The 22386-nt window shown below is 72.3% G+C and carries 23 protein-coding genes; all 23 read right to left on the bottom strand.

All coding sequences use genetic code 11. From position 1 onward, the window contains the following. Positions 1-11: 11 nt before the first annotated feature. Positions 12-752: a hypothetical protein gene (locus I0C86_RS03060; protein ID WP_230393462.1), complete on the bottom strand. Its 741-nt coding sequence runs from the start codon at positions 750-752 to the stop codon at positions 12-14. Positions 753-898: 146 nt separating this feature from the next. After that, positions 899-2050, bottom strand: a complete 1152-nt coding sequence (locus I0C86_RS03055; RefSeq protein WP_196199645.1) for an epoxide hydrolase family protein — start codon at positions 2048-2050, stop codon at positions 899-901. 207 nt (positions 2051-2257) lie between these two features. Next, positions 2258-2716 carry a hypothetical protein gene (locus I0C86_RS03050; protein WP_196199644.1) on the bottom strand — a complete coding sequence of 153 codons (459 nt, stop codon included), beginning with the start codon at positions 2714-2716 and terminating at the stop codon, positions 2258-2260. Positions 2717-2798: 82 nt separating this feature from the next. After that, on the bottom strand, positions 2799-3239 hold the full coding sequence (locus tag I0C86_RS03045) for a GNAT family N-acetyltransferase (RefSeq protein ID WP_196199643.1): 441 nt from the start codon (positions 3237-3239) through the stop codon (positions 2799-2801). Further along, positions 3236-4699, bottom strand: coding sequence for an argininosuccinate lyase (gene argH, locus I0C86_RS03040; protein WP_196199649.1), 1464 nt, complete (start codon positions 4697-4699; stop codon positions 3236-3238). The genes I0C86_RS03045 and argH overlap by 4 nt, the downstream gene beginning before the upstream one ends. An 8-nt stretch (positions 4700-4707) precedes the next feature. Continuing rightward, positions 4708-5919: an argininosuccinate synthase gene (locus I0C86_RS03035; RefSeq protein WP_196199642.1), complete on the bottom strand. Its 1212-nt coding sequence runs from the start codon at positions 5917-5919 to the stop codon at positions 4708-4710. Continuing rightward, entirely contained in the window at positions 5916-6431 is a 516-nt protein-coding gene (locus tag I0C86_RS03030; protein WP_196199641.1) for an arginine repressor, read from the bottom strand. Before I0C86_RS03030 ends, I0C86_RS03035 begins: the two co-directional genes overlap by 4 nt. Positions 6432-6504: 73 nt before the next feature. Continuing rightward, a complete protein-coding gene (gene argF, locus I0C86_RS03025) occupies positions 6505-7443 on the bottom strand; it encodes an ornithine carbamoyltransferase (protein ID WP_196199640.1) in 939 nt (312 codons plus the stop codon). Then, positions 7443-8627, bottom strand: coding sequence for an acetylornithine transaminase (locus tag I0C86_RS03020; protein WP_196199639.1), 1185 nt, complete (start codon positions 8625-8627; stop codon positions 7443-7445). Before I0C86_RS03020 ends, argF begins: the two co-directional genes overlap by 1 nt. Further along, the gene (gene argB, locus I0C86_RS03015; RefSeq protein ID WP_196199638.1) at positions 8624-9529 is read right to left on the bottom strand and encodes an acetylglutamate kinase; all 906 of its coding nucleotides are present in this window, start codon (positions 9527-9529) and stop codon (positions 8624-8626) included. The genes I0C86_RS03020 and argB overlap by 4 nt, the downstream gene beginning before the upstream one ends. After that, positions 9526-10734, bottom strand: coding sequence for a bifunctional glutamate N-acetyltransferase/amino-acid acetyltransferase ArgJ (gene argJ, locus I0C86_RS03010; protein WP_196199637.1), 1209 nt, complete (start codon positions 10732-10734; stop codon positions 9526-9528). Before argJ ends, argB begins: the two co-directional genes overlap by 4 nt. Before the next feature lie 16 nt (positions 10735-10750). Beyond that, a complete protein-coding gene (gene argC, locus I0C86_RS03005; RefSeq protein ID WP_196199636.1) occupies positions 10751-11758 on the bottom strand; it encodes an N-acetyl-gamma-glutamyl-phosphate reductase in 1008 nt (335 codons plus the stop codon). Positions 11759-11934: 176 nt separating this feature from the next. Then, positions 11935-13122 (bottom strand): outer membrane protein assembly factor BamB family protein, encoded by a 1188-nt coding sequence (locus tag I0C86_RS03000; RefSeq protein WP_196199635.1) that lies wholly within the window; start codon positions 13120-13122, stop codon positions 11935-11937. 186 nt (positions 13123-13308) lie between these two features. Continuing rightward, the gene (locus I0C86_RS02995; protein WP_196199634.1) at positions 13309-15930 is read right to left on the bottom strand and encodes a phenylalanine--tRNA ligase subunit beta; all 2622 of its coding nucleotides are present in this window, start codon (positions 15928-15930) and stop codon (positions 13309-13311) included. Positions 15931-15971: 41 nt separating this feature from the next. Next, on the bottom strand, positions 15972-17033 hold the full coding sequence (gene pheS, locus I0C86_RS02990; RefSeq protein WP_196199633.1) for a phenylalanine--tRNA ligase subunit alpha: 1062 nt from the start codon (positions 17031-17033) through the stop codon (positions 15972-15974). Between the two features lie 408 nt (positions 17034-17441). Continuing rightward, positions 17442-18329, bottom strand: a complete 888-nt coding sequence (locus I0C86_RS02985) for a TrmH family RNA methyltransferase (RefSeq protein WP_196199632.1) — start codon at positions 18327-18329, stop codon at positions 17442-17444. A gap of 30 nt (positions 18330-18359) precedes the next feature. After that, a complete protein-coding gene (rplT, locus tag I0C86_RS02980) occupies positions 18360-18752 on the bottom strand; it encodes a 50S ribosomal protein L20 (RefSeq protein ID WP_196199631.1) in 393 nt (130 codons plus the stop codon). Positions 18753-18784: 32 nt separating this feature from the next. Next, a complete protein-coding gene (gene rpmI / locus I0C86_RS02975) occupies positions 18785-18979 on the bottom strand; it encodes a 50S ribosomal protein L35 (protein WP_196199630.1) in 195 nt (64 codons plus the stop codon). A 20-nt stretch (positions 18980-18999) separates the two neighbouring features. Further along, positions 19000-19629, bottom strand: a complete 630-nt coding sequence (gene infC / locus I0C86_RS02970) for a translation initiation factor IF-3 (RefSeq protein ID WP_196199629.1) — start codon at positions 19627-19629, stop codon at positions 19000-19002. Between the two features lie 442 nt (positions 19630-20071). After that, complete coding sequence (locus I0C86_RS02965; protein ID WP_196199648.1) at positions 20072-20527, bottom strand: PH domain-containing protein; 456 nt, start codon at positions 20525-20527, stop codon at positions 20072-20074. Between the two features lie 144 nt (positions 20528-20671). Continuing rightward, the gene (locus tag I0C86_RS02960; RefSeq protein WP_323373438.1) at positions 20672-21622 is read right to left on the bottom strand and encodes a DMT family transporter; all 951 of its coding nucleotides are present in this window, start codon (positions 21620-21622) and stop codon (positions 20672-20674) included. Between the two features lie 206 nt (positions 21623-21828). Next, the gene (locus I0C86_RS02955; protein ID WP_196199628.1) at positions 21829-22107 is read right to left on the bottom strand and encodes a hypothetical protein; all 279 of its coding nucleotides are present in this window, start codon (positions 22105-22107) and stop codon (positions 21829-21831) included. 33 nt (positions 22108-22140) lie between these two features. Beyond that, positions 22141-22386, bottom strand: a 246-nt coding sequence (locus I0C86_RS02950; RefSeq protein WP_230393461.1) for a hypothetical protein, incomplete at its 5' end; no start/stop codon positions are given.

Genomic DNA, 22386 nt, shown 5'->3' with positions numbered 1-22386 from the left:
GGCGGGTTGGGCTACTCGGTGGCGGGTTCCGCGGTTGCCTCGGCGTAGTGCGCGAGCACGCCACGGGCGGCCGCGAGCGCGGTGTCGGCCTCGGGCGTCGTCGGGGTGGCGAGATCGACGACGGTACGCAGGCGCACGTCCACCGCGTCGGCCAGCCGAAGCCATCGGGCCGGACGACCGGTCTCCGGGTCGAGCACGCTCCGCGAGTCGCTGTCGCGCAGCACGCCGCGCAGCGCGTGGTCCAGCGCCGCCAGGGCCGCGTCGAGCGCGTCGGCGGATCCGGCCGGCGCGGCGTATCCGGTGGCCTGGTCGCGCACCATCCGCAGCACGGTGACCAGGTCGTCGGCGTGCCCCGACACCCACCGCCGGATCCGGTAGATCCGGCCGAGATCCGGCCAGCGCTTTCGGGCCGCCTGCCGGGTGCTGCCGATGGACTCGCCCAGGTCGGCCAGGCTCGCGCCCAGCCAGACCGCGTCGGCGGCGTTCTCGGCCGTGTGCTCCGCGACCACCTCGGACAGCAACGCCTGCGCGGCCCGGCCGGCCCGGACCCGGCGCAGCGCGTCGGTCCGGCGGGACCGCTCGTCGTCGACGTCGCCGGACTTCGGCCCACCTTCCGGTACGCCGAACGCGGGGTGCCCGGTCAGCGTCTCCGTGATCCGCCGCACCGCGTCGGCGGCGAGGCCGACAAGGTGGGCGCGCTCCTGCTCGGACAACTGAGCGAGGGATGGTTCCACCTGCGGTCCACGCACCATGTTCCACACTCCTGACAACCTGCGGTTTACAGCCCGAAGGCTAGCACTGTAAACCACAGGTTCACACCTTGGCTTTCGTGCGGGGACAGGCGGGACAGACGGGTGGGTGGAGCCGGGCCGGGCGACGTCCGGCTCCACCGCGCCGGTCAGTGCTTTCCGACCGAACCGAAGAAACGTCGCAGCTCCCCGCTCAACAGGTCCGGCTCCTCCAGCGGCATGAAGTGCCCGCCGACGCCGGGCAGACTCCACTCCCGGATGTCGGTGCAGGCCCGCTCGGCCAGCTCACGCGGAAAACCGACCATGCCGGGTTCGGTGCTGAGGGTGAACGCCGCCGGCACCGTGATGTCGGGCCGGGGGCGGTTGTACGCGAAATCGACGTACTGCCGGAACGACGAGCCGATGGCCCCGGTCGCCCAGTACAGGGTGACGATCGTGAGCAGGGTGTCCCGGTCGAACCGGCTCTCCAGGTCACCGGAACAGTCGCTCCAGTCCCGGTACTTGTCCAGCAGCCATCCGGCGAGACCGGCCGGCGAGTCGACCAGGGCGGCGGCGATGGTGTCCGGGCGGGTACCCATGATCGCGCTGTACCCGCCGTCGGTCTCGTCGTACCGCGCCTCGGCGCCGAGGAACGCCTGCTCGGCCGGAGCCAGCGGACGCGCGTCGAAACTTCCCGGAAAGGGGGGATGGATCAGGTGGATCCCGGTGACGTGCTCCGGATACCGCGCCCCGAGCCAGCCGGTGACGGCACCGCCGATGTCACCACCGAACGCGCCGTACCGCCGGTAGCCGAGCACCTCGGACATCAGCAGGTGCAGCGTCCGGGCCATGGCCTCCCGGGTTGCCGGCCCGGACGGCGGATCGGAGTACAGGAAGCCGGGCAGGGACGGCACCACCACGTCGAGCGCGTCGGCGGGGTCGCCGCCGTACCGGCCGGGGTCGGTCAGCCGGTCGGCCAGCGGCAGCATCTCGACGAAGCTGCTCGGCCAGCCGTGGCTGAGCAGCAGCGGCGGTGGCACCGGCGTACCGGCCGGCCGCAGTCCGGGAATCCGCAGGAAGTGCAGCCGGCGACCGTCGATCTCGGCCAGGTGGTGCGGATAGGCGTTGAGCTCGGCCTCCCGCGCCCGCCAGTCGAACCCGTCGGCCCAGTAGGCCACCAGGTCCCGCAGGTAGTCGGGGTCGGCACCGGTCCGCCACGGCTGGTCGCCGCTGCGGTCGGTGAACCGGGTACGGCGGAGCCGGAGCAGCAGGTCGTCGAGAACCGCATCCGAGATCTCGATGCGGAACGGGGAAAACGTCATTATTCCTCCGAGCTGGAGGACGCTCTACCCGAGCCGGAGTCGGCGGAACGTGCCGAGGTCAGCGAATACGGGTGGCCGAGGAGAACGCCCGGACGAAACGATGGGTGTTCATCGGGCTCACCTCCTCTCGGCGCTGACGGGACGTACCCTGCCACGACCGCGGGTCGGGGCGCAACCCGGCCGCCCCGCCGTCAGCTCCCGATGACGTCAGCCTTCGGTGAAGTACGTGTACGGGGCGACCGAGACGCCCTCCGACACCGCCCGCTCGTCGTCCTCGTCCGCCTCCGGATCGAGGTCGAGTGCCCACCGCGAGTGCATCGACCAGACCGCGAACCCGGCGTGGAACTCGTACCCGATGTCGTACGGGGTGCTGGTGTACCCCTTCGCGGTCAGGTCGGCGACCACGTCGTCGAGGAACCGGAAGGTCAGTTGCACCCCGTCGAAGAAGACCTCCTCGGCGCCGTCGCCGGAGTACGCGATCTCGACGATCTCGACGGTGTCCGCCGGGGTGTAGGAGATCACCAGCCCGGGGGTGGTGTCGTAGACGGCCTTGTTGCTGCCCGGCCCGTGCACCGGAAGTCCGACCCGGGCCTCGACCTCCGCCCGGGTCTCGCCGATCCTGGCCAGCGCGACGCCTACCCCGGGAATGATGTCCACGGCGGACATGATGCCATCGTCGACGTGTCCGGACCGGCCCGGCCGTGCGCCCTGGCTTCCGGCGTCGACGGGTACGGCGGGTTCGGCGGGCTCAGTCCGCCGACATCGGCTTGATCCAGCGGGACCACTCGGCCTGCCGCCGGTAACCGCGGGACCGCCAGACCCGGTGGGCGGTCTCGTTGTCGTCGAGCACCATCGCGTCGAACCGGCCCCCGCCGAGCCGCCGGCACCGGTCCTCGGCCGCCTCGAGCAGGGCACCGGCGATGCCCTGGCGGCGGTGCTCCGGGGCCACGGCGAGCCGGTAGAGGTGCCAGCGCCAGCCGTCCCAGCCCGCGATGACCGTGCCGATCAGCTCCGGCCCGGACCAGGCGGTGATCAACGCGTCCGGGTCGCGGGCGAGCAGCGCCTCGACCGCTCCGGCGGTGTCGGTCGGGCGGTGGGCGTTCTCGGCGGACCTGCGCCACAGGTCCAGTACCGCCGGGATCTCCGAGACCGTCACCGGCCGGAGGACCAGCTCCCGCTGCCGGCTCATCGCGGCACCACCTGCTCGGTCGCCCACTCCCGCCAGCCGTCGAGCTGGTCGGTGGCGGAGGCCAGCTGGTCGGCGACCGGACCCGGCCCGGTCGAGCCGGGAGTGGTACGGGCCGCCAGCGCGGAGCGGACCGAGAGCACGTCCCGGACGCTCGGCTCGAGGTGCTCGCTGACCAGCCGCAGGTCTTCGTCGGAGACCTCGTCCAACTCACACTCCCGGGCCACGCAGAGCGCCACCAGCCGGCCGGTCACCTCGTGCGCCTCCCGGAACGGGACGTTCCGCCGGACCAGCCAGTCGGCGACCTCGGTGGCCAGCGAGAAGCCCACCGGCGCGGCCGCGGCGAGCCGCTCCACCCGGACCGTCATCGTGGAGATCATTCCGGCCAGCGCGGGCAGCACCAGGTCCAGGGTGTCCATCGCGTCGAACGCGGGTTCCTTGTCCTCCTGCATGTCCCGGTCGTACGCCAGCGGCAGACCCTTGAGCATGGTCAGCACCGTGACCAGCCCGCCGATCAGCCGACCGGACTTGCCCCGGGCCAGCTCGGCGATGTCCGCGTTCTTCTTCTGCGGCATGATCGACGATCCGGTGGCGAACGAGTCGTCCAGTTCCACCCAACCGAACTCCTGCGAGGTCCACATCACCACCTCCTCGCCGAGCCGGGACAGGTGCACCCCGAGCAGCGCGGTGACGAAGAGGAACTCGGCCACGAAGTCACGGTCGCCGACCGCGTCCATCGAGTTCGCGAACGACGTCCGGAAGCCGAGTTCCTTGGAGACCGCCACCGGGTCCAGCGGCAGGCCGGAGCCGGCCAGCGCCCCCGCGCCGAGCGGGCTGACCGCGGCCCGGTGGTCCCAGTCGCGCAGCCGCTCCAGGTCCCGCAGCAGCGGTTGGACGTGCGCCAGCAGCCAGTGCCCGAAGGAGACCGGCTGGGCGTGCTGCACGTGGGTCATTCCCGGAGCCGGCGTGTCGACGTTCCGGGCCGCCTGCTCGACCAGCGCGTCGGCCAGCCCGACGATCCGGGCGGCCAGCCCCCGGGCGTGGTCCCGCAGGTAGAGCCGCAGGTCGGTGGCGACCTGGTCGTTGCGGGACCGGCCGGCCCGCAGCTTGCCGCCGAGCGCACCGAGGCGTTCCAGCAGGCCCCGCTCCAGCGCGGTGTGCACGTCCTCGTCCTCGACCGTGGGGCGGAACGTGCCGGTCAGCACCGCCGCCTCCAGGTCGTCCAGGGCGGCGAGCATCCGGCCGAGTTCGTCCGGGTCGAGCAGGCCGGCGGCGGCCAGCACCCGGGCGTGCGCCCGGGAGCCGGCCAGGTCGTACGGGGCGAGCCGCCAGTCGAACTGGACGCTGACCGACAACCGCGCCAGCGCCTCCGCCGGGCCGCCGGCGAACCGGCCGCCCCACAGGCTCGTACGGTTGGTTCCGGCGCTGTTCTCGGTCAAACCCTTGTCGTCCACGTTGACCATTCTGGAGGTCACCTGTCGGAGCCGCCCAACCGGGCGTCCCGGGCCGAGGCGAGCTTGCTCGGCAGGCCCCACAGCTGCACGAAGCCCTTGGCCAGCGACTGGTCGAAGGTGTCACCCGTGTCGTAGGTGGCCAGGCCGAAGTCGTAGAGGCTGGCCTCGGAGCGCCGGCCGGTGACCACGGCACGACCGCCGTGCAGGGCGAGCCGGACCTCACCGGAGACGTGCGTCTGGGTGTCGTCGATGAACGCGTCCAGCGCGTGGCGCAGCGGTGAGAACCAGAGCCCGTCGTAGACCAGCTCACCCCAGCGCTGGTCGACGCCCTTCTTGAACCGGGCCACGTCCCGCTCGACGGTCACGTTCTCCAGTTCCTGGTGGGCGGTGATCAACGCGATCGCGCCCGGGGCCTCGTACACCTCGCGGCTCTTGATCCCGACCAACCGGTCCTCGACCATGTCGAGCCGGCCCACGCCCTGGGCACCGGCCCGCCGGTTGAGTTCCACGATCGCCTGGTACGGGGTGACGGTCTCGCCGTCGATCGCCACCGGCACCCCGGCGTCGAAAGTGATCACCACGTGGTCCGGGTCGCGCGGCTCCGCCGGGTTCGCCGTGTACGCGTAGACGTCCTCGATCGGGGCGTTCCAGATGTCCTCCAGGAACCCGGTCTCCACGGCCCGGCCCCACAGGTTCTGGTCGATCGAGTACGGCGACTTGTGCGTGACGTCGATCGGCAGCCCCTTCTCCTCGGCGTACCCGATCGCCTTGTCCCGGGTCCAGGCGAAGTCCCTGGCCGGCGCGATGACCTTGAGCTCGGGCGCGAGCGCGCCGAGGCCGGCCTCGAACCGCACCTGGTCGTTGCCCTTGCCGGTGCAGCCGTGCGACACGATCGTGCCGCCGTACTTCTTCGCCGCCGCGACCAGGTGCTTGACGATCAGCGGCCGGGACAGCGCCGAGACCAGCGGATAGCGGTCCATGTAGAGCGCGTTGGCCCGCATCGCCGGTACGCAGTAGTCGGCGGCGAACTCCTCGCGGGCGTCGATCACCTCGGACTCGGTGGCACCGCAGTCCAGCGCCCGCTGGCGGATCGCGGCCAGGTCCTCGCCGCCCTGCCCGACGTCGATCGCCACCGCGATCACCTCGGCGCCGGTCTGCTCCGCCAGATATGGAATGGCGACCGAGGTGTCCAGTCCCCCGGAGTACGCCAGTACGACCCGCTCAGTCATGGTGTGGTGCTCCCTTCAGCATGTTCTTCCCGGCCGGCCCAGGAGGAGAGCTTCTCCCCCAGCGCCGCGCCGCCGGTGGCCTCGCGGGCCACGACGAGAATGGTGTCGTCGCCGGCGATGGTGCCGACGACCTCCGGCAGCCCCGCCCGGTCCAGCGCGCTGGCCAGGTACTGGGCGGCACCGGGTGGGGTACGCAGTACGGCGATGTTGCCGCTGGAGTCGACCCCGTTGAGTAGTTCCCGGAGCAACCGGAGCAGCCGGGCCGGCGCCTGTTCGGCGTCCCGCAGCGGTCGCTTGCCGTCCTCGGGAATGAGGTACACGGCCGGGCCGTCCCCGCCGCGCACCTTGACCGCGCCCAACTCGTCCAGGTCGCGGGAGAGCGTGGCCTGGGTGACCTGTACGCCGTCCTCGGCGAGCAGGTCGGCGAGCTCGGTCTGCGAGCGGATCTCCCGGTCCCGGATCAGGTCGACGATCCGACCGTGCCGCGCCGCACGGGTCAGCGGCCCGGTCACGGCGTCTGCTCGCTTCGCTCGTCGTCGCCGTGACCGCGCATCCCGAACAGCCCGGTGCCCTCGCTCGGCTCGGTCACGGTGTTTCCGCCGAGTGCTGTTCGACCAGCCAGCCGAGCAGCGCCTTCTGCGCGTGCAGCCGGTTCTCCGCCTGGTCGAGGACGACGCTCTGCGGGCCGTCCAGCACGTCGTCGGTGATCTCCTCGCCCCGGTGCGCGGGCAGGCAGTGCAGCACCACGGCGTCCGGCCGTGCCCCGGCCAGCAGGACCTTGTCGACCTGGTAGGGCTGGAACGCCTCGAGCCGGTCCCGGCCGTCGTCCTCCTGCCCCATCGAGGTCCAGGTGTCGGTCGCGACCACGTCGACCCCGGCCACCGCCGCCACCGGATCCCGCAGCACCTCCACCGAGCCGCCGGTGCGGGCCGCGATCTCGGCGGCCCGCTCGACCACCGCCGGGGACGGATCGTGGCCGGCGGGGCCGGCGACCCGGACGTGCATGCCGGCGGTCGCCCCGGCCAGCAGGTACGAGTGCGCCATGTTGTTCGCCGCGTCACCGACGTATCCCAGGGACCGACCGGCCGTGCCGCCGCAGTGCTCCCGGATCGTCAGCAGGTCGGCCAGGAGCTGGCAGGGATGGAACCCGTCGGTCAGCCCGTTCACCACCGGCACGCCCGCGCCCTCGGCCAGCTCGGCCATCCGGTCGTCGCCGAAGGTACGCAGCACGATGGCGGAGACGTAGCGGGACAGCACCCGGGCGGCGTCGACCAGCGACTCGCCCCGGCCGAAGTGCGTCAGCTGGGTGTCCACCACGATCGGATGGCCGCCCAGTTCGGCGATGCCGACGTCGAAGGAGAGCCGGGTACGCAGGCTCGGCTTGTCGAACAGCACCGCGACCGCACGGGGCCCGGCCAGCGGGCGGAGCGCGAACCGGTCGGTCTTCATCCGGGCGGCGAGGTCGAGCACCGCCGACTGCTCGGCGGGGCTGAGGTCGTCGTCGCGGAGAAAATGCCGAGGCATCAGCGCACACTCCCACCGGGGTTCGCGGCGTCCAGGGCCGCCGGCAGGGCGGCGAGGAAGGCGTCGGCCTGCTCGAGGCTCAGGATCAGCGGCGGGACCAGCCGGATCGTGGCGGGCTGCACCGGGTTGGTCAGGAAGCCGGCGTCCCGGAGCACCCCGGCGGTGGCGGCGGCACCCGGTGCCCGCAGCACGATGCCGAGCAGCAGTCCGGCGCCCCGGACCTCGGCCACCAGCGGATGGTCGAGGGCCTCCACCCCGCGCCGGATCCGCTCGCCGATCCGCTTGACGTGGTCGAGCAGGCCCTCGTTCGCGATGGTCGAGATGACGGCGAGGGCGGCGGCACAGCTCACCGGGTTGCCGCCGAAGGTCGTACCGTGGGCGCCCGGACCGAGCAGGTCGGCCGCCACGCCGAAGGCCAGGCAGGCGCCGATCGGCAGCCCGCCGCCCAGCCCCTTGGCGAGGGTGATCACGTCGGGCTCGATGCCGTCGGCCTGGTGGGCGAACCAGTGCCCGGTCCGCCCGATCCCGGTCTGCACCTCGTCCAGCACCAGCAGTGCGCCGCGCGCGGTGGTGATCCGCCGGGCCGCGGCCAGGTAGCCGGGCGGCGGTACGACCACCCCGTTCTCCCCCTGGATCGGCTCCAGGATCACCATCGCGGTCTCGTCGGTGACGGCGGCGGCCAGGGCGTCGACGTCCCCGTACGGGACGTGGCTGACCTCGCCCGGCAGGGGACGGAACGGGTCGGCCTTGGCCGGCTGTCCGGTGAGCGCCAGGGCACCCATGGTCCGGCCGTGGAACCCGCCGACGGTTGCCACCACCCGGGTACGTCCGGTGAGCCGGGACAGCTTGAAGGCGGCCTCGTTGACCTCCGCCCCGGAGTTGGCGAAGAACACCCGTCCGGGGCGCCCGGCCAGGGCCAGCAGCAGCTCGGCCAGCGCCACCGGCGGTTCGGCGACGAACAGGTTGGAGACGTGCCCGAGGGTGGCGACCTGTCGGGACACCGCCTCGACCACCGCCGGATGGGCGTGCCCGAGCGCGTTGACCGCGATGCCGCCGACCAGGTCGACGTACTCCCGGCCGGTCTCGTCGACCACGACCGCGCCGGACCCACGGACCAGGGCCAGCGGCGGGGTGCCGTAGTTGTCCATCATGGACTGCGTCCAGCGGTCGACCAGCGTGGTCATGACAGGACCGCCCCGGGCTCGGGAACCACCATCGTGCCGAATCCTTCCGACGTGAAAACTTCGAGCAGGGTCGAGTGCGCGACCCGCCCGTCCACCACGTGTGCCGCCGGCACGCCGCCGCGTACCGCGCGCAGGCAGGCCTCCATCTTCGGCACCATCCCGGACTCGAGCCTGGGCAGCAGCGCGGCGAGTTGCTCGGTGCTGACCTCGGAGACCAGGCTCTCGGTGTCCGGCCAGTCGGCGTAGAGGCCGGGTACGTCGGTGAGCACCACGAGCTTGCGGGCCCGCAGGGCGATGGCCAGCGCGGCGGCGGCGGTGTCGGCGTTGAGGTTGTGCAACACCCCGTCGACGTCCGGCGCCACGGTGGAGATGACCGGGATCCGGCCGGCGGAGATCAGGTCGGCGACCGCGGAGACGTTCACCTCGTCCACGTCACCGACCTGCCCGATGTCGACCGCTTCGCCGTCCACGTAGGCGGGCCGGCGTACCGCGGTGAACAGCCGGGCGTCCTCGCCGGAGAGCCCCACCGCGTACGGGCCGTGTTCGTTGATCAGGCCGACGAGTTCCCGGCCGACCTGGCCGACCAGCACCATCCGGACCACGTCCATCGCCTCGGGCGTGGTCACCCGCAGCCCGCCCTTGAACTCGCTGGCGATGCCGAGCCGGCGCAGCATCGCCGAGATCTGCGGACCGCCGCCGTGCACGACGACCGGCTTCAGCCCGGCGTAGCGCAGGAACACCATGTCGGCGGCGAACGCCCGTTGCAGTTCCGGCTCGGTCATCGCGTTGCCGCCGTACTTCACCACCACGGTGGAGCCGGAGAAGCGGGCCAGCCACGGCAGCGCCTCGATGAGGGTGGCCGCCTTCCGCTGCGCCTCGGTCAGGTCGCGGGTCAGCATCATGTGGAGTACGCCGAATTCTCGTGCACGTAGGCGTGCGACAGGTCGTTGGTCCAGATGGTGGCCTCGTCCGGGCCGGCGTGCAGGTCGATCTGGATGGTCACCTGGCGGCCGCTGAGGTCCACCTTGGATCGGTCCTCGGCCGCCGCGCCGGACCGGCAGACCCAGACTCCGTTGACCGCCACGTCGATCCCGTCCGGGTCGAAGGCCGCGGTCGTAGTGCCGACCGCGGCGAGGATCCGGCCCCAGTTCGGGTCGTTGCCGAACAGCGCGGTCTTGACCAGGCTGTTCCGCGCCACCGCGCGGCCCACCTCAACCGCGTCGTCCTCGGCGCCGGCCCCGACCACCTCGATGGCGACCTCCTTGCTGGCCCCCTCGGCGTCCGCGATCAACTGCCGGGCCAGGTCGCGGCACGCCTGCGTGACGGCGGCGGTCAGTTCGGCCTGGGTCGGCGCGATCCCGGAGGCGCCGCTCGCCAGCAGCAGCACGGTGTCGTTGGTGGAGAGGCAGCCGTCCGAGTCGACCCGTTCGAAGCTGACCCGGCAGGCCGCCCGCAGCGCCTCGTCGAGCACGGCCGGTCCGGCGACCGCGTCGGTGGTGATCACGCTGAGCATGGTGGCGAGCGCGGGCGCGAGCATGCCGGCGCCCTTGGCCATCCCACCGACCGTCCAGCCGGCTCCGGTGACCACGGTCGTCTTCGGCCTGGTGTCGGTGGTCATGATCGCCTCGGCCGCCGCCGGGCCGCCGTCGATGGCCAGCCCGACCACCGCCGCGTCCACGCCGGGCAGCAGCCGGTCCATCGGCAACCGCTCGCCGATCAGGCCGGTGGAGCAGATCGCCACCTCACCGGCGCCGATCGACGGGAACCGGCCCCCCGTACCGGCGGCCTCCGGCGCCGCCGCGACGGCGGAACCGGAGAGCGCCGCCGCGGCGTGTTCGGCGGTGGCGTGGCTGTCCTGGAAACCGGGCGCTCCGGTGCACGCGTTCGCGCCACCCGAGTTGAGCACCACGGCGCGGACCAGACCACCCCGGAGTACCTGCTGGCTCCAGAGCACGGGCGCGGCCTTGACCCGGTTCGCGGTGAAGACTCCCGCCGCGGCGGCGGCCGGCCCGTCGTTGACGACCAGCGCCACGTCCCGGGCACCACTGGACTTGAGCCCGGCGACGACCCCGGACGCCCGGAAGCCCCTGGGCGCGGTGACACTCATCTCGACGCTCCCTCGTTCACGGTGCGATCCCGTACCCGGACAGTCCGGTGGTCTCCGGCAGGCCGAGCATCAGGTTCGCGCACTGCACCGCCTGGCCGGCGGCGCCCTTGCCCAGGTTGTCGATGGCGCTGACCATGATCAGCCGGCCCGAGTCGACGTCGACAGTCGCCTGTAGGTGGCAGGAGTTGCTGCCCAGCGTGGCGGCGGTGTGCGGCCAGACGCCCTCCGGCAGGACGTGCACGAACGGCGCGTCCGCGTACGCCTCGAGCAACGACGATCGCGGGTCGGCCGGAACGCCGTCGACGGGCCGTACGGTGACGGTGGCCAGGATGCCACGGGGCATCGGGGCCAGCACCGGAGTGAACGACAGCCCGGTCGCGCCGGTGGCCTGCTTGATCTCCGGCACGTGCTGGTGTGCGCCGACCTTGTACGGCGACAGGTCGCCCATCACCTCGCTGCCGAGCAGGTGCGGCTTGGCCGACCGGCCGGCTCCGGAGGTACCGGAGGCGGCGACCACCACGACGTCGTCGGGCTCGGCGACTCCGGCCGCGAGCAGCGGGGCCAGGGCGAGGATGGTGGCCACCGCGTAGCAGCCGGTCGCGGCGACCCGGTTCGCGGAAGCGATCATCGCCCGCTGGCCGGGCAACTCCGGCAGGCCGTAGGTCCAGGCGCCGGCGTGTGCCCCGCCGTAGTAGCGGCTCCAGGCGGCGGCGTCGGTCAACCGGTGGTCCGCACCCAGGTCCACCACCCGGACCGTGTCCGGCAGGGTCGCGGCCAGGGCCGCCGACTCGCCGTGCGGCAGGGCCAGGAAGACCAGGTCCGCGTCGGCCAGCACCGCCGGGTCGGTCCGGCCGAGTACCAGGTCGAGGCCGACGAGCTGCGAGTGTACGGCCGCGACCGGCAGACCCGCCTGGCTGTGTGCGGTTGCCGCGACGAGGTCGAACTCCTGGTGCCCGGCGATCAGCCGGAGCAGTTCACCGCCCGCGTAGCCGCTCGCTCCGGCGACCGCCACTCGAATCCCCATGCCAACCTCCGCATTTCTATGCAGAAAAGCTAGCAGCCTTACCCGGAATCCTGCAAGTCTATGCGGCCGCCTGAATGATCAGTCGGTAGCAGCGACCTGCCGGTCTCCCGTTCTTCACCTGGACGTGCACAGGTACGGCAGTTCATTCATGTGGTCGCCGACCAGGAACCGCTCGATCAGGCCGACATACGCCACACGCCGAGCCGGTCCGGAGCGGTCCGGCACACCAGGACGCTCGGACCGGCCCGGCAGTCCACCACCCCGGACGGCAGGGCGCCAAGCATCCGCAGCGCGGGCCCCTCGGCCACGGCCAGCAGCGACCGGCCCCGGTACCCGTCCGGCCTCAGCACCATGTCCGGCGACCAGACGATGGAGTGCCATCCCGCCGGACGAGCCCGGGTCCAGCGCTCGTGCCCGCTGACCGGATCCAGGGCCACCACCCGGGTCTCGCCGTCCAGACAGGCCAGGCCCGAACAGTCCCGGACCGCCTCGCCGGGCCCACCGCCCGGATGGGTCCACCGTCGGGTCAGGCCCGGCAGCTCGTACCCGCTGACCGAGAAGCCCTGCCCCGACGGGTGCCGGAGCACCAACCGGTCGGCGATCACCCGGGGATTGTTCTGCGCGTAGTCCGCTGGCGGCAGTTGGCCGCTGCTGACCAGGCCACCCGTTCCGAGGTCCCGCAACTCGGCCGTGACGTCGTCGTACACCACCAACACCCGGACCGGATCACCGGGCACCGGTTGTACGACGGCGGTCGACGACAGCGGCAGCCGCCATCGGACGTTCCCGGTGGTCAGGTCCACCGCCTCGACGGCACCCTCCAGCCGGCGTCCCGCGCCGGAGACACTGCGTACCTCCGAGACGCCCAGCCCCACGGAACTTCCCGGCACCCGCAGCACCCGCCCCGACCGGCTCCACCCCACCTCGCCGGTCCGGGCCGAGCGGGCGGTGGTTCCCGTGCGCCGCCCCACCGAGTCGACCTCACCGACCAGGATGACGTCACCGACCCGCTCGGCGTAGTGCTGGCTGGCCGTGGCGACCGACGCCGTCCAGCGCCGGGCGCCGCTCGGCAGGGCGTACGCGGTGAGGCTGTTCGACCGGCCCGCGAACCCGGACGACACCAGCAGTACGTCGCCCGCGACGAAGAACGTGCTGCCGGCCGGTACGTCGAGGCTGCCGCCCGGCCGCAGCCTCCCGTCCGGTGGGCCTGCGGCAGTGAGCCCGAACATCACCAGCAGGAGTACCAGCAGCCCTGCCGGCCAGCGTGCCGAGATCCGGCGCGACTCGGGCGAAGGCGGCGTTTCGACGTCCGGCAGGCCGCGCTCGGTGCCGAGGTCGATGAACACCGTCGCGCGGCTCTCCACCTGGTCTCCCGATCTGCCGGCCCGCCAGAGCCAGTGACCGGAAGCGTAACCGTTCCACCGGCGGGCAGCCGTCAGCGATCCGTGCCACCGGCCCTTCCCGCCGAAGCGTGATGTCGCGACCGACGAACAGCCAACGCGGTGGCGGGGCCGGTCCGCACGCGTACGCGGACCGGCCCCGTCACCCGCTCAGGCGCCGCGCAGCACCGCGCCGAACCGACGGGCCGCCTCGGCCACCGCCGCGTCCCGGGCCGCCACCGCCTCGTCACCGGTCAGGGTCCGGTCCGGAGCCCGGAAGACCAGCTTGTACGCCAGCGACTTACGTCCCTCGCCCACCTGCGCCGACGCGTAGACGTCGAACAGCCGGACCGACTCCAGCAGGTCACCGGCGCCCTCGGCCAGGGCTCGGCGCACCTCGTCGGCCGGCACCTCCGCGTCCACCACCAGCGCCACGTCGATCAGCGCCGGCGGGTAGCCCGGGATCCGGGGTGCCGGCGCCACCGGGGCGGACGGCAGCGCGTCCAGGTCGAGTTCCAGGGCGCTGGTCCGGGGCGGCAGTTCCAGAGCGGCCAACGCCGCCGGATGAAGTTCGCCGGCGTACCCGACCGACACGTCGTCGACGAGGAACTCGGCACACCGGCCCGGATGCCACGGTGCCCGCTGGGCCTGCCGGACCACGGTCCGGTCGTCCGGAATCCCGGCGGCGGCCAGCACGATCCGGCCCGCCTCCACCGCGTCCGCCCAACCCGCCGGCCGACCCGCGCCCCACCAGCCGGCCGGTTCCACCTCGCCGGCGAGCATCGCCGCGACCCGCCACGGCTGGTGCGGCAGTACCGCGTCGGCGGCCCGGAACTCCTCGTCGCTCGGCCGGTGCTCGACGCCCATCGCGGGCGGCGGTCCGGTCCGGGGACGCGGCTCGAACACCATGCCGATCTCGTACAGCGCGACGTCGCGGTGACCCCTGCCGATGTTGCGGCGCAGCGTGCCGAGCAGGCTGCCGAGCAGCGCGGTCCGCATCAGCGGTTCGGTGTCCGACAACGGGTTGGTCAGCCGTACGGCGTTCCGACGCGGATCGTCGGCCGGCAGGCCGAGCCGGTCGAAGAGGTCCGGCGACACGAAGGGCGGGGACAGCACCTCCACGTAGCCGTTCTCGGCCAGCGCCCGGCTCACCGACCGCCGCCGCCGCTGGTCCGGGGTCAGCCCCCGGCCGGCGGGCGCGACCGGCAGCACCGACGGAACCCGGTCGTAGCCGTCCAGCCGGACGACCTCCTCGACCAGGTCCGCCGGGTCGGTGAGGTCCGGCCGCCAGCTCGGCGGGGTCACCACCAGGGTGCCCGGTCCGCTCGCGTGCCGGCCGCCGACCTGGATGGGGCCGGCGGCGGTACGTCCGTCGCCGACCGCCACCGCGCAGCCGACCCGCTCCAGCAGGGCGACCGTCCGGCCCGGCTCGTACGGCACACCGGCCCGCCGGGCGGGCAGGTCCGCGTCGAGGACGATCCGGGTCGGCGGCGCGACGTGGTCGATGTCCAGCACCTCGGCACCGGCGGTGCCACCGCCGTACGTGGTCAGCAGCGCCACCGCCCGTTCGAGGGCGACCAGCGGAAGCGCCGGATCGACGCCCCGCTCCCAGCGCTTGGCGGCCTCGCTGAACAGCCGGTGCCGGCGGGCCGTCCGCCCGACCACGACCGGTTCCCAGTGCGCCGCCTCGAAGAGCACGTTTGTGGTGCTGGCGACGACCTCGCTGGTCTCGCCGCCCATCACCGCGGCCAGCGAGATCGGCACCCCGTCGGCACCGGCCGTCGGCACCGACGGAGTCTCCGTCGCCGTCGCGGCATCCGCCGCCGGAACGGGCAGGCCGGCGTCGCAGATCACCATGTCCTCGGGGTCGAGCGCCCGGTCCACCCCGTCGAGCGTGGTCAGCCGCTCCCCCGGCACCGCACGGCGGACCACCAGCTCGCCGCGGAGTGCGTCGAGGTCGAAGGCGTGCATCGGCTGGCCGAGTTCCAGCATCAGGTAGTTGGTGATGTCGACGGCGAGCGAGATGCTCCGGATGCCGGCGACGGTCAGCCGCTGCCGCATCCACTGTGGCGACTCGGCGAGCGGATCGACGCCGCGTACCACCCGGGCCGCGAACCGGTCACAGCCGACGGTGTCGAGGACCCGCACCGGGTACGCCGGCTCGGCCGTCGCTCCGGTCGCGGGTGCCAGGGCCGGATCGACGAACGGCACCTCGAAGGCGTGCGACAGCTCCCGGGCCAGCCCCCGTACGGACATCTCGTAGCCACGGTCCGGGGTGATCTCCACCTCGACGACCACGTCGTCGAGCCCGACCACGGGCCGCGCGTCGTCGCCGGGCTTGGCCGGTGCGTCCTCGGGCAGCACCAGGATGCCCTCGTGGTCGTCGCCGAGTCCCAGTTCGCGGACCGAGCAGATCATGCCGTTGGAGTTGCGCCCGTACGTCTTCCGGGCGCCGATGGCGAAGCCGCCGGGCAGTACGCCGCCGGGCAGGATCACGACCACCCGGTCACCGGGGGCGAAGTTGGTGGCCCCGCAGACGATCTCCTGCGGCTCGCCGGTGCCGTTCGCCGCCCCGACGTCGACCCGGCAGAACCGGATCGGCTTCTTGAACCCGGTCAGTTCCTCGATCTCGAGAACCTCGCCGACCACCAGCGAGCCGGTGACGGTGCTCCGCAGGTCCAGGACGGACTCGACCTCGATGCCGAGGCCGACCAGGGCCCGGTCGAGGTCCTCCGGGCTCAGGTCGGCGGGCAGCTCGACGTGCTCGCGCAGCCAGGAAACAGGAATTCGCATGACTCAGACCACCGCATCCGTTGCGTCGTTTGACATCCCGCTCACACCTCGACCCCGAACGCGCGGGTGAACCGCACGTCGCCTTCGGCCATGTCCCGCATGTCGCTGATTCCGTGCCGGAACATCAGCGTGCGCTCGATGCCCATCCCGAAGGCGAATCCGGAGTAGACGTCCGGGTCGATCCCGCAGGCCCGCAGCACCCGGGGGTTGACCATGCCGCAGCCACCCCACTCGACCCAGCGGGGTCCGTCGCGGTGCTGGGCGAACCAGACGTCGAACTCGCCCGACGGCTCGGTGAACGGGAAGTAGTGCGGACGCCACCGGGTACGCGCCTCGGCCCCGAACATCGCCTTGGCGAGGTGGTCCAGGGTGCCCCGCAGGTGCGCCATGGTGATCCCCTCGTCCACCACCAGGCCCTCCACCTGGTGGAAGACCGGGCTGTGGGTGGCGTCCAGCTCGTCGGTCCGGTAGACCCGTCCGGGGCAGACGATGTAGATCGGCGGCTTGCGGGCCAGCATGGTCCGGGCCTGCACCGGCGAGGTGTGGGTCCGCAGCACCAGCCCGGGGATGTCCACGTAGAAGGTGTCCATGGTGCCCCGGGCCGGATGGTCCGGCGGGATGTTCAACGCGTCGAAGTTGGTCCACTCCAACTCGAGCTCGGGGCCCTCGGCGATCTCGTAGCCCATCCCGACGAAGAGGTCCTCGATCCGCTCCGAGAGGGTGCTGATCGGGTGCCGGGCACCGCGCGGCCGGCGGTCGTAGGGCAGGGTGACGTCCACCCGTTCCTCGGCGAGCATCCGCTCGGCCTGTGCCGCCTGCACGACGGCGAGCCGGTCGGCGTAGGCGGACTCGATCGACCGCCGGGCCTCGTTGACCCGCTTGCCGGCGTCGGACTTGGCGGCCGGCGGCAGGGCGCCGATCTCCCGGCGGGCCAGCGACACCGGTGCGCGGTCCCCGAGGTGCTGGCGGCGCAGTTCGGCGAGCGCGTCGGGATCGGTCGTGGCCTCGAACGCGGTCGCCGCGTCGGCCACCGCCGACGCCAGCGCGCGCGGGTCGAGCAGGGCGACCTGCTTCGGGTCGTACGGATCGTTGCGATACGTCATGACGTGCAGCTACTCCCTCTGCGTCGCGGGCGGGTGCCCCGCTTCCTCCGCGTCGAATGTCCCGCTGCGCCGCGTGGGATGCCCTCCGCCACCGCGCCGGACGCACGGGTCGGATCGCTCGCGGGCGATGCGGCGACCCGGCGTACGCGGTCGGTGTGCACCGGAGGCACCGGCGACGCCGCGGACAGGTCAGTGGGCGGCCCTCACGGGCGGCCATCAGAGTCTACGGACGGGCGGCTGTGCCGCAGCCCGCCGGTCGGAGGTACGCAGGGAGGACGAGTCAGCCCTGCCGCCCGCCGAGGACGGCGGGCCGGCTAAACGAGTGACGTCGCGCGTTCCGTACGCCCGACCCACCGGACTCGGTCATCAGGTCGACATCTCCCCGATCGGTAACTGCTGCTCCGGCCATTATGCGCGTTCCGCGGTGGGGACGCCGGGCCCGGATCGCAGGGCTCTGGCCGAAGCGTACAGGCAGACCGCCGCGGCGGCAGCCAGGTTAAGGCTCTCGGCGCGGCCGTGCAGCGGCACCCGGACCCGGGCGTCGGCGGCTCCGGCCAGCTCCGGGGGCAGCCCGTGTGCCTCCGAGCCGAACAGCCAGGCGGTCGGCCGGGCCAGGCCACCTGCGTCGGTCAGCTCGTCCAGGTCGGTTTCGCCGTACCCGGAGGCGGCCAGCACGGTGAGTCCGGCGGCCCGCAGCCGCGCCACCACCCCGGCCGGCTCGGCGGCCCGGACCAGGTCGAGGTGGAACAGGCTGCCGGCGGAGGAGCGCACGCACTTGCCGTTGTAGGGGTCGACGGCGTCCCCGGCGAAGACCACCGCGCCGGCCCCGGCTGCGTCGGCGGTCCGGAGCACCGTGCCGGCGTTGCCCGGGTCCCGGATCTCGGCCAGCACGGCGACCAACCGGGGGGCCCGGTCCAGTGCGGCGTCGATCGGCACGTCGAGTTGGTGGCACACGGCGACGATTCCCTGCGGGGCGACCGTCTCGGTCAGCGCGGCGAGGGCGTCGTCGGTGAGCGCGGAGACCGGCACTGCGCCGACGGTGGCGGCGGCGGCCACCAGGTCGGCGTACCGGTCGAGGGCGGCCGGGGTGCCGAAGAGTTCGGCGACCACGCCGGGCCGTTCCAGCGCCTCCCGGACAGCCTGCGGCCCCTCGGCCAGGAACCGGCCGGTGGTCTCCCGGTCCCGGCGCCGATGCAGCCGGCGGGCCGCGACGACCCTCGGGGTACGTGGGGTGAACAGTGGCTGCTCCGGTGTGCGGACATGGTCGAGGCGTCCCACCTGCGGGTTGACCGGCATGCGGGACGCCTCGATCGGGGTGTCGCGGGGTCAGGCGGCCTGGGCCGGCGCGCCACCGGTGCCCTCGGCCGCCACGGCGGCGCGGGCGACCTCGACGATGGCCGCGAAGGCCGTCGCGTCGTTCACCGCGAGGTCGGCCAGGATCTTGCGGTCGACCTCGACCCCGGCCAGCTTCAAGCCCTGGATGAGGCGGTTGTAGGTCATCCCGTTGGCGCGGGCGCCCGCGTTGATCCGGGTGATCCACAGCTGCCGGAAGTCGCCCTTACGGTCCCGCCGGTCCCGGTAGGCGTACTGCATCGAGTGCAGCACCTGCTCCTTGGCCTTGCGGTAGAGCCGGGACCGCTGGCCGCGGTAGCCGCTGGCGGTTTCCAGCAGCGTACGGCGCTTCTTCTGGGCGTTCACAGCCCGCTTGACGCGTGCCATCTCAACTACTCCTTCGGGTCAAGAGGCGCGCGTCAGCGGGCCAGCAACTTCTTGATTCGCTTGAAATCGGCCTTGGCCACCTCGACGGTGCCGCTGAGCCGGCGGGTCCGGGTGCTGGACTTCTTCTCCAGGTTGTGGCGAAGTCCGGCCTGCTGGGCAACGATCTTGCCCTTGCCGGTCACCTTGACCCGCTTGCCCATCCCGGTGTGGCTCTTCATCTTCGGCATCTTGGTGCGTCTCTCCCCTGTTACTCGCCGGCAGATCCGGCGGGTTCGGCCGCGGTGGGCGATACCCCGGCGACCGACTGCGCCTCGGCGGCACTGGCCTCCCGCTCGCGCGCTGAGCCCGTCCTCGCCGCCGTGGCGGCCGTGGCGGACGCCTTGACGGCTCGATGCGGAGCCAGAACCATGATCATGTTACGGCCGTCCTGCTTCGGAGCGGCCTCGACGTATCCCAGTTCCGAGATCTCGGATTCGAGTCGGCGCAGAAGCCGGTAACCCAGCTCCGGTCGACTCTGCTCACGACCACGGAACATGATCGTCACCTTGACCTTGTCGCCCGCCTTGAGGAACCGCACCACGTGACCCTTTTTGGTCTCGTAGTCGTGCGGATCGATCTTCGGTCGCAGCTTCATTTCCTTGATGACGGTCTGTTGCTGGTTACGCCTGGCTTCGCGCGCCTTGAGTGCACTCTCGTACTTGTACTTACCGAAGTCCATGAGCTTGCACACCGGCGGGCGCGCCATGGGCGCAACCTCGACCAGGTCCAGGTCGACGTCCGCGGCCAGCTGAAGGGCGCGCTCCAGTGGGACGATGCCCACCTGCTCACCCTCAGGACCGACCAGTCGGACCTCACGTGCCCGGATCTGCTCGTTCACGCGTGGCTCGACGCTGATGGGGCCTCCTCGTGGTGATCCTCACCGACCCCGCGTCAGCAGTGGCCGGTCCTTCGTCTTCGACCCAAAAGCAGAAAGCCCCGGCGCATGCCGGGGCCCGCTCGACCGGTCGATGGCACGATCCAAGGATCGCGCACCCACCCCGACAGAGTCGGGGTGGTGACCGGACCCGGCCACCAGATGACGGCGACTCGGGTGGGAGCAGGCGCTCCGCTTCTTGACCGGCACACCTACACGTATCCAACCGTGCGCGTGTGACAGTGGTCGACTGGTAAAGACTAGCAGGTCAGCCCGCAGGATGCCAAAACGGGCACACCGGCTCCGGTCGCCGTCGACCGGACGGTCACCCGCCGAACTACCGCTCCTGGGCAGCCTGCGGCTGCGGCTGCAACTACGGCTACCGCTACCGCTCGGCGACGTGCGGCTACTGCTGCTGGTGGGCTCCGGCGTGCAGCGCACGCAGCGCGCGTACCCCGTCCACCGCCAGTTCCCGGTCCACGGCCTGCAGGGCGAGAATCGGCATCAGCTCGTCGTCGTGCAGTTCCAGGTTGGCCCAGGCGGAGCCCCGGTCGAAACGCACCGCCCGGACCACCGACCAGGGCACCTCGTAGGAGCCGACCACGTTGCGTACCCGGACCCCCCGGGCATCCGCCTCCACCCGGGGCCGGGTGAAAAGGAGCACCAGCAGACCGCCGAGCACACCCAACCCGATCATGGCGAGCTGGTCGCCGCGCTGGAAGGTCGCCGCACCCGAGCCGGTCGAGCCGTGCAGACCGATGCTCAGCAGGGTGAACGTCACGAACAACGCAGGCGACAGGATCCAGCAGACCACCCGGATGCGTCGAGGACGTACCCGTACGGCGGCGGGGTCGAGGACCACGGCGGAGTCGGTCACGCCGCCCAGTCTGCCACCCGCGACCTGCTCTGTAAGGAAGGGCCCCTTCTTATCGTTTCCAGTAGAAGAAGGGTCCCTCCTTAACAGGTCGCCCCGCCGGCACGGCGTCGATGTGGTGCTGACGGCGAGTCAGGTGGCGGCGGGGGTGATCCGGGTCGCCCGGCCGGACACGATCACCGCGAGCAGGGTCATCACGGCGCCGACCAGCACCGCCGCGCTCGCTCCCGGCCCACCCGGTCGCAGGTCCAGGAGCAACGCCCCACCGAGCTGCCCGGCGACCAGGGCCAGGCCGGTACGGAGCAGGCCCACCGAACGGATGCCGAGCAGAACCGCGACCGTGATGACCACCCCGAGCGGGCCACCGACGTAGAGGTACCACTGCGTCGGCCAGTCCGTGGCGCCGAGCCGGGCGAAGACACCGACGACGGCGGCCACTCCGACCATCCCCACGCTGCTGACCGCAAAGTTGATCGCCGTGGCGGCGGCCGGATTGCCGACCGAGGAGACCCGGCCGTTCAGCGCGCCCTGCACGGCGATGACCACGCCACAGGCGACACCGAGGAGCACCAGCCCCACGGCCAGATCACCGACCGGCCGACCGAACTGGGCCAGCGCCACCGCACCGACCCCGAGCATCGCGCCGGCCAACCGTGGCCCGGTCAGCCCCATCCGGCCAGCCGGGGCGAGCCGGGTCCGGTCGACGACGAGTCCGCCCGCGCTGCTGCCGGCCACCTGGGCAATGGTGTAGACCGCGACCCCGAGCACCGGTACGACGTACGTGGCGGCGACGATGAAGAACGCGCCGCAGAGCCCGCCGAGGTATGTCCACCACGGCAGCCCGGTCCGGAACACCACCCCGAGCCCGGTACGCATCGACGGCAGCGCGACCAGGCCGAGCAGCACCAGCGCCATGCCTCCGGTGTTGTTGACCAGCGCCCCGATGATCGGGTGGCCGGTCCGCTCACCCATCTCGGCATTGGCCAGACTCTGCGCCGCCGATCCGACCCCGCCGGCCACGGTCAGCCCGATCGCCGCCCATCCCGGCAGTACCTTCACCGGAATAACCGGCAGCCTTCCCACAGCGACACCCCGTCCGAACGCGCCGCCGGGCGGGCCGCCGTTCGACCGGCTCCACGCGGCGCCGGTTCAGCTTCACAGCCAGCAGCCGTGCGTGTCCGTGATCGTGACCAGGATCGCTCCTGGTCGGGATGTAAGGAAGGGCCCCTTCTTATCGCTTTCTGTAGAACAAGGGCCCCCTCCTAACACTTGCCCGGTCCGAGCGGCGGCTATCGGTGCCGGCGGCGCAGATGGGCGATCAGGCCACCCTGTTCGAGGTTGACCACCTCCCAGCCCCGGGTTTCGAGGAACTCCGCCGCCGTCAGAATCTTGTCGACCTCGTTCGGGATCTGCGCGCCGAACGAGAAGGCCGCGCCCATGGCTCCACCCATCGAGGGCTGCAGGTAGATGTAGCGGAACGGGTATCCGTCCAGGTTGACACGCCCGGAGAGGATGTCGTCGGCGTAGAACCGTCTCGATGGACGCGGCGGCAGGGGCGGCTGGGTCACGGGGCGAGGGTATCCAACCGGATCACCACGGGCTCAACCGTCCGTGAAGAGCATCGCGACCGTCAGGAGCGACACCGCCGTGCCGACGAGCCCGAGGACCAACCCGGCGGTGGCAATCGCCGGCTGGTGCCGGCCGCCGCGTCGCGGCCAGCCGAGGATGATCGCCGGGACGCCGAGGAGCAGTCCCGCCCCGAGACAGACGGACATCAGAAGCGACACGAGGCCGAGCACGAGGGCGGCGACCGACCTGCCGTGATCACCCTCCATCGACCCGACCGG

The organism is Plantactinospora alkalitolerans, assembly GCF_015690345.1.
GTDB classification, from domain to species: Bacteria; Actinomycetota; Actinomycetes; order Mycobacteriales; family Micromonosporaceae; genus Plantactinospora; species Plantactinospora alkalitolerans.
Note: the sequence above shows the minus strand (reverse complement) of the source record. Positions and strands in the feature narration are given on the sequence as shown.

What these genes read in the sequence shown, in the direction of transcription:
- rplT (WP_196199631.1), bottom strand. Translation starts at nt 18,752, where the DNA reads ATGGCACGCGTCAAGCGGGCTGTGAACGCCCAGAAGAAGCGCCGTACG.
- I0C86_RS03045 (WP_196199643.1), bottom strand. Translation starts at nt 3,239, where the DNA reads ATGAGCCGGCAGCGGGAGCTGGTCCTCCGGCCGGTGACGGTCTCGGAG.
- I0C86_RS03035 (WP_196199642.1), bottom strand. Translation starts at nt 5,919, where the DNA reads ATGACTGAGCGGGTCGTACTGGCGTACTCCGGGGGACTGGACACCTCG.
- I0C86_RS03060 (WP_230393462.1), bottom strand. Translation starts at nt 752, where the DNA reads ATGGTGCGTGGACCGCAGGTGGAACCATCCCTCGCTCAGTTGTCCGAG.
- argB (WP_196199638.1), bottom strand. Translation starts at nt 9,529, where the DNA reads ATGATGCTGACCCGCGACCTGACCGAGGCGCAGCGGAAGGCGGCCACC.
- rpmI (WP_196199630.1), bottom strand. Translation starts at nt 18,979, where the DNA reads ATGCCGAAGATGAAGAGCCACACCGGGATGGGCAAGCGGGTCAAGGTG.
- argH (WP_196199649.1), bottom strand. Translation starts at nt 4,699, where the DNA reads ATGGTCAACGTGGACGACAAGGGTTTGACCGAGAACAGCGCCGGAACC.
- argF (WP_196199640.1), bottom strand. Translation starts at nt 7,443, where the DNA reads ATGCCTCGGCATTTTCTCCGCGACGACGACCTCAGCCCCGCCGAGCAG.
- argC (WP_196199636.1), bottom strand. Translation starts at nt 11,758, where the DNA reads ATGGGGATTCGAGTGGCGGTCGCCGGAGCGAGCGGCTACGCGGGCGGT.
- argJ (WP_196199637.1), bottom strand. Translation starts at nt 10,734, where the DNA reads ATGAGTGTCACCGCGCCCAGGGGCTTCCGGGCGTCCGGGGTCGTCGCC.
- I0C86_RS03020 (WP_196199639.1), bottom strand. Translation starts at nt 8,627, where the DNA reads ATGACCACGCTGGTCGACCGCTGGACGCAGTCCATGATGGACAACTAC.
- I0C86_RS03055 (WP_196199645.1), bottom strand. Translation starts at nt 2,050, where the DNA reads ATGACGTTTTCCCCGTTCCGCATCGAGATCTCGGATGCGGTTCTCGAC.
- pheS (WP_196199633.1), bottom strand. Translation starts at nt 17,033, where the DNA reads ATGACGTATCGCAACGATCCGTACGACCCGAAGCAGGTCGCCCTGCTC.
- I0C86_RS02995 (WP_196199634.1), bottom strand. Translation starts at nt 15,930, where the DNA reads ATGCGAATTCCTGTTTCCTGGCTGCGCGAGCACGTCGAGCTGCCCGCC.
- I0C86_RS03050 (WP_196199644.1), bottom strand. Translation starts at nt 2,716, where the DNA reads ATGTCCGCCGTGGACATCATTCCCGGGGTAGGCGTCGCGCTGGCCAGG.
- I0C86_RS02985 (WP_196199632.1), bottom strand. Translation starts at nt 18,329, where the DNA reads ATGCCGGTCAACCCGCAGGTGGGACGCCTCGACCATGTCCGCACACCG.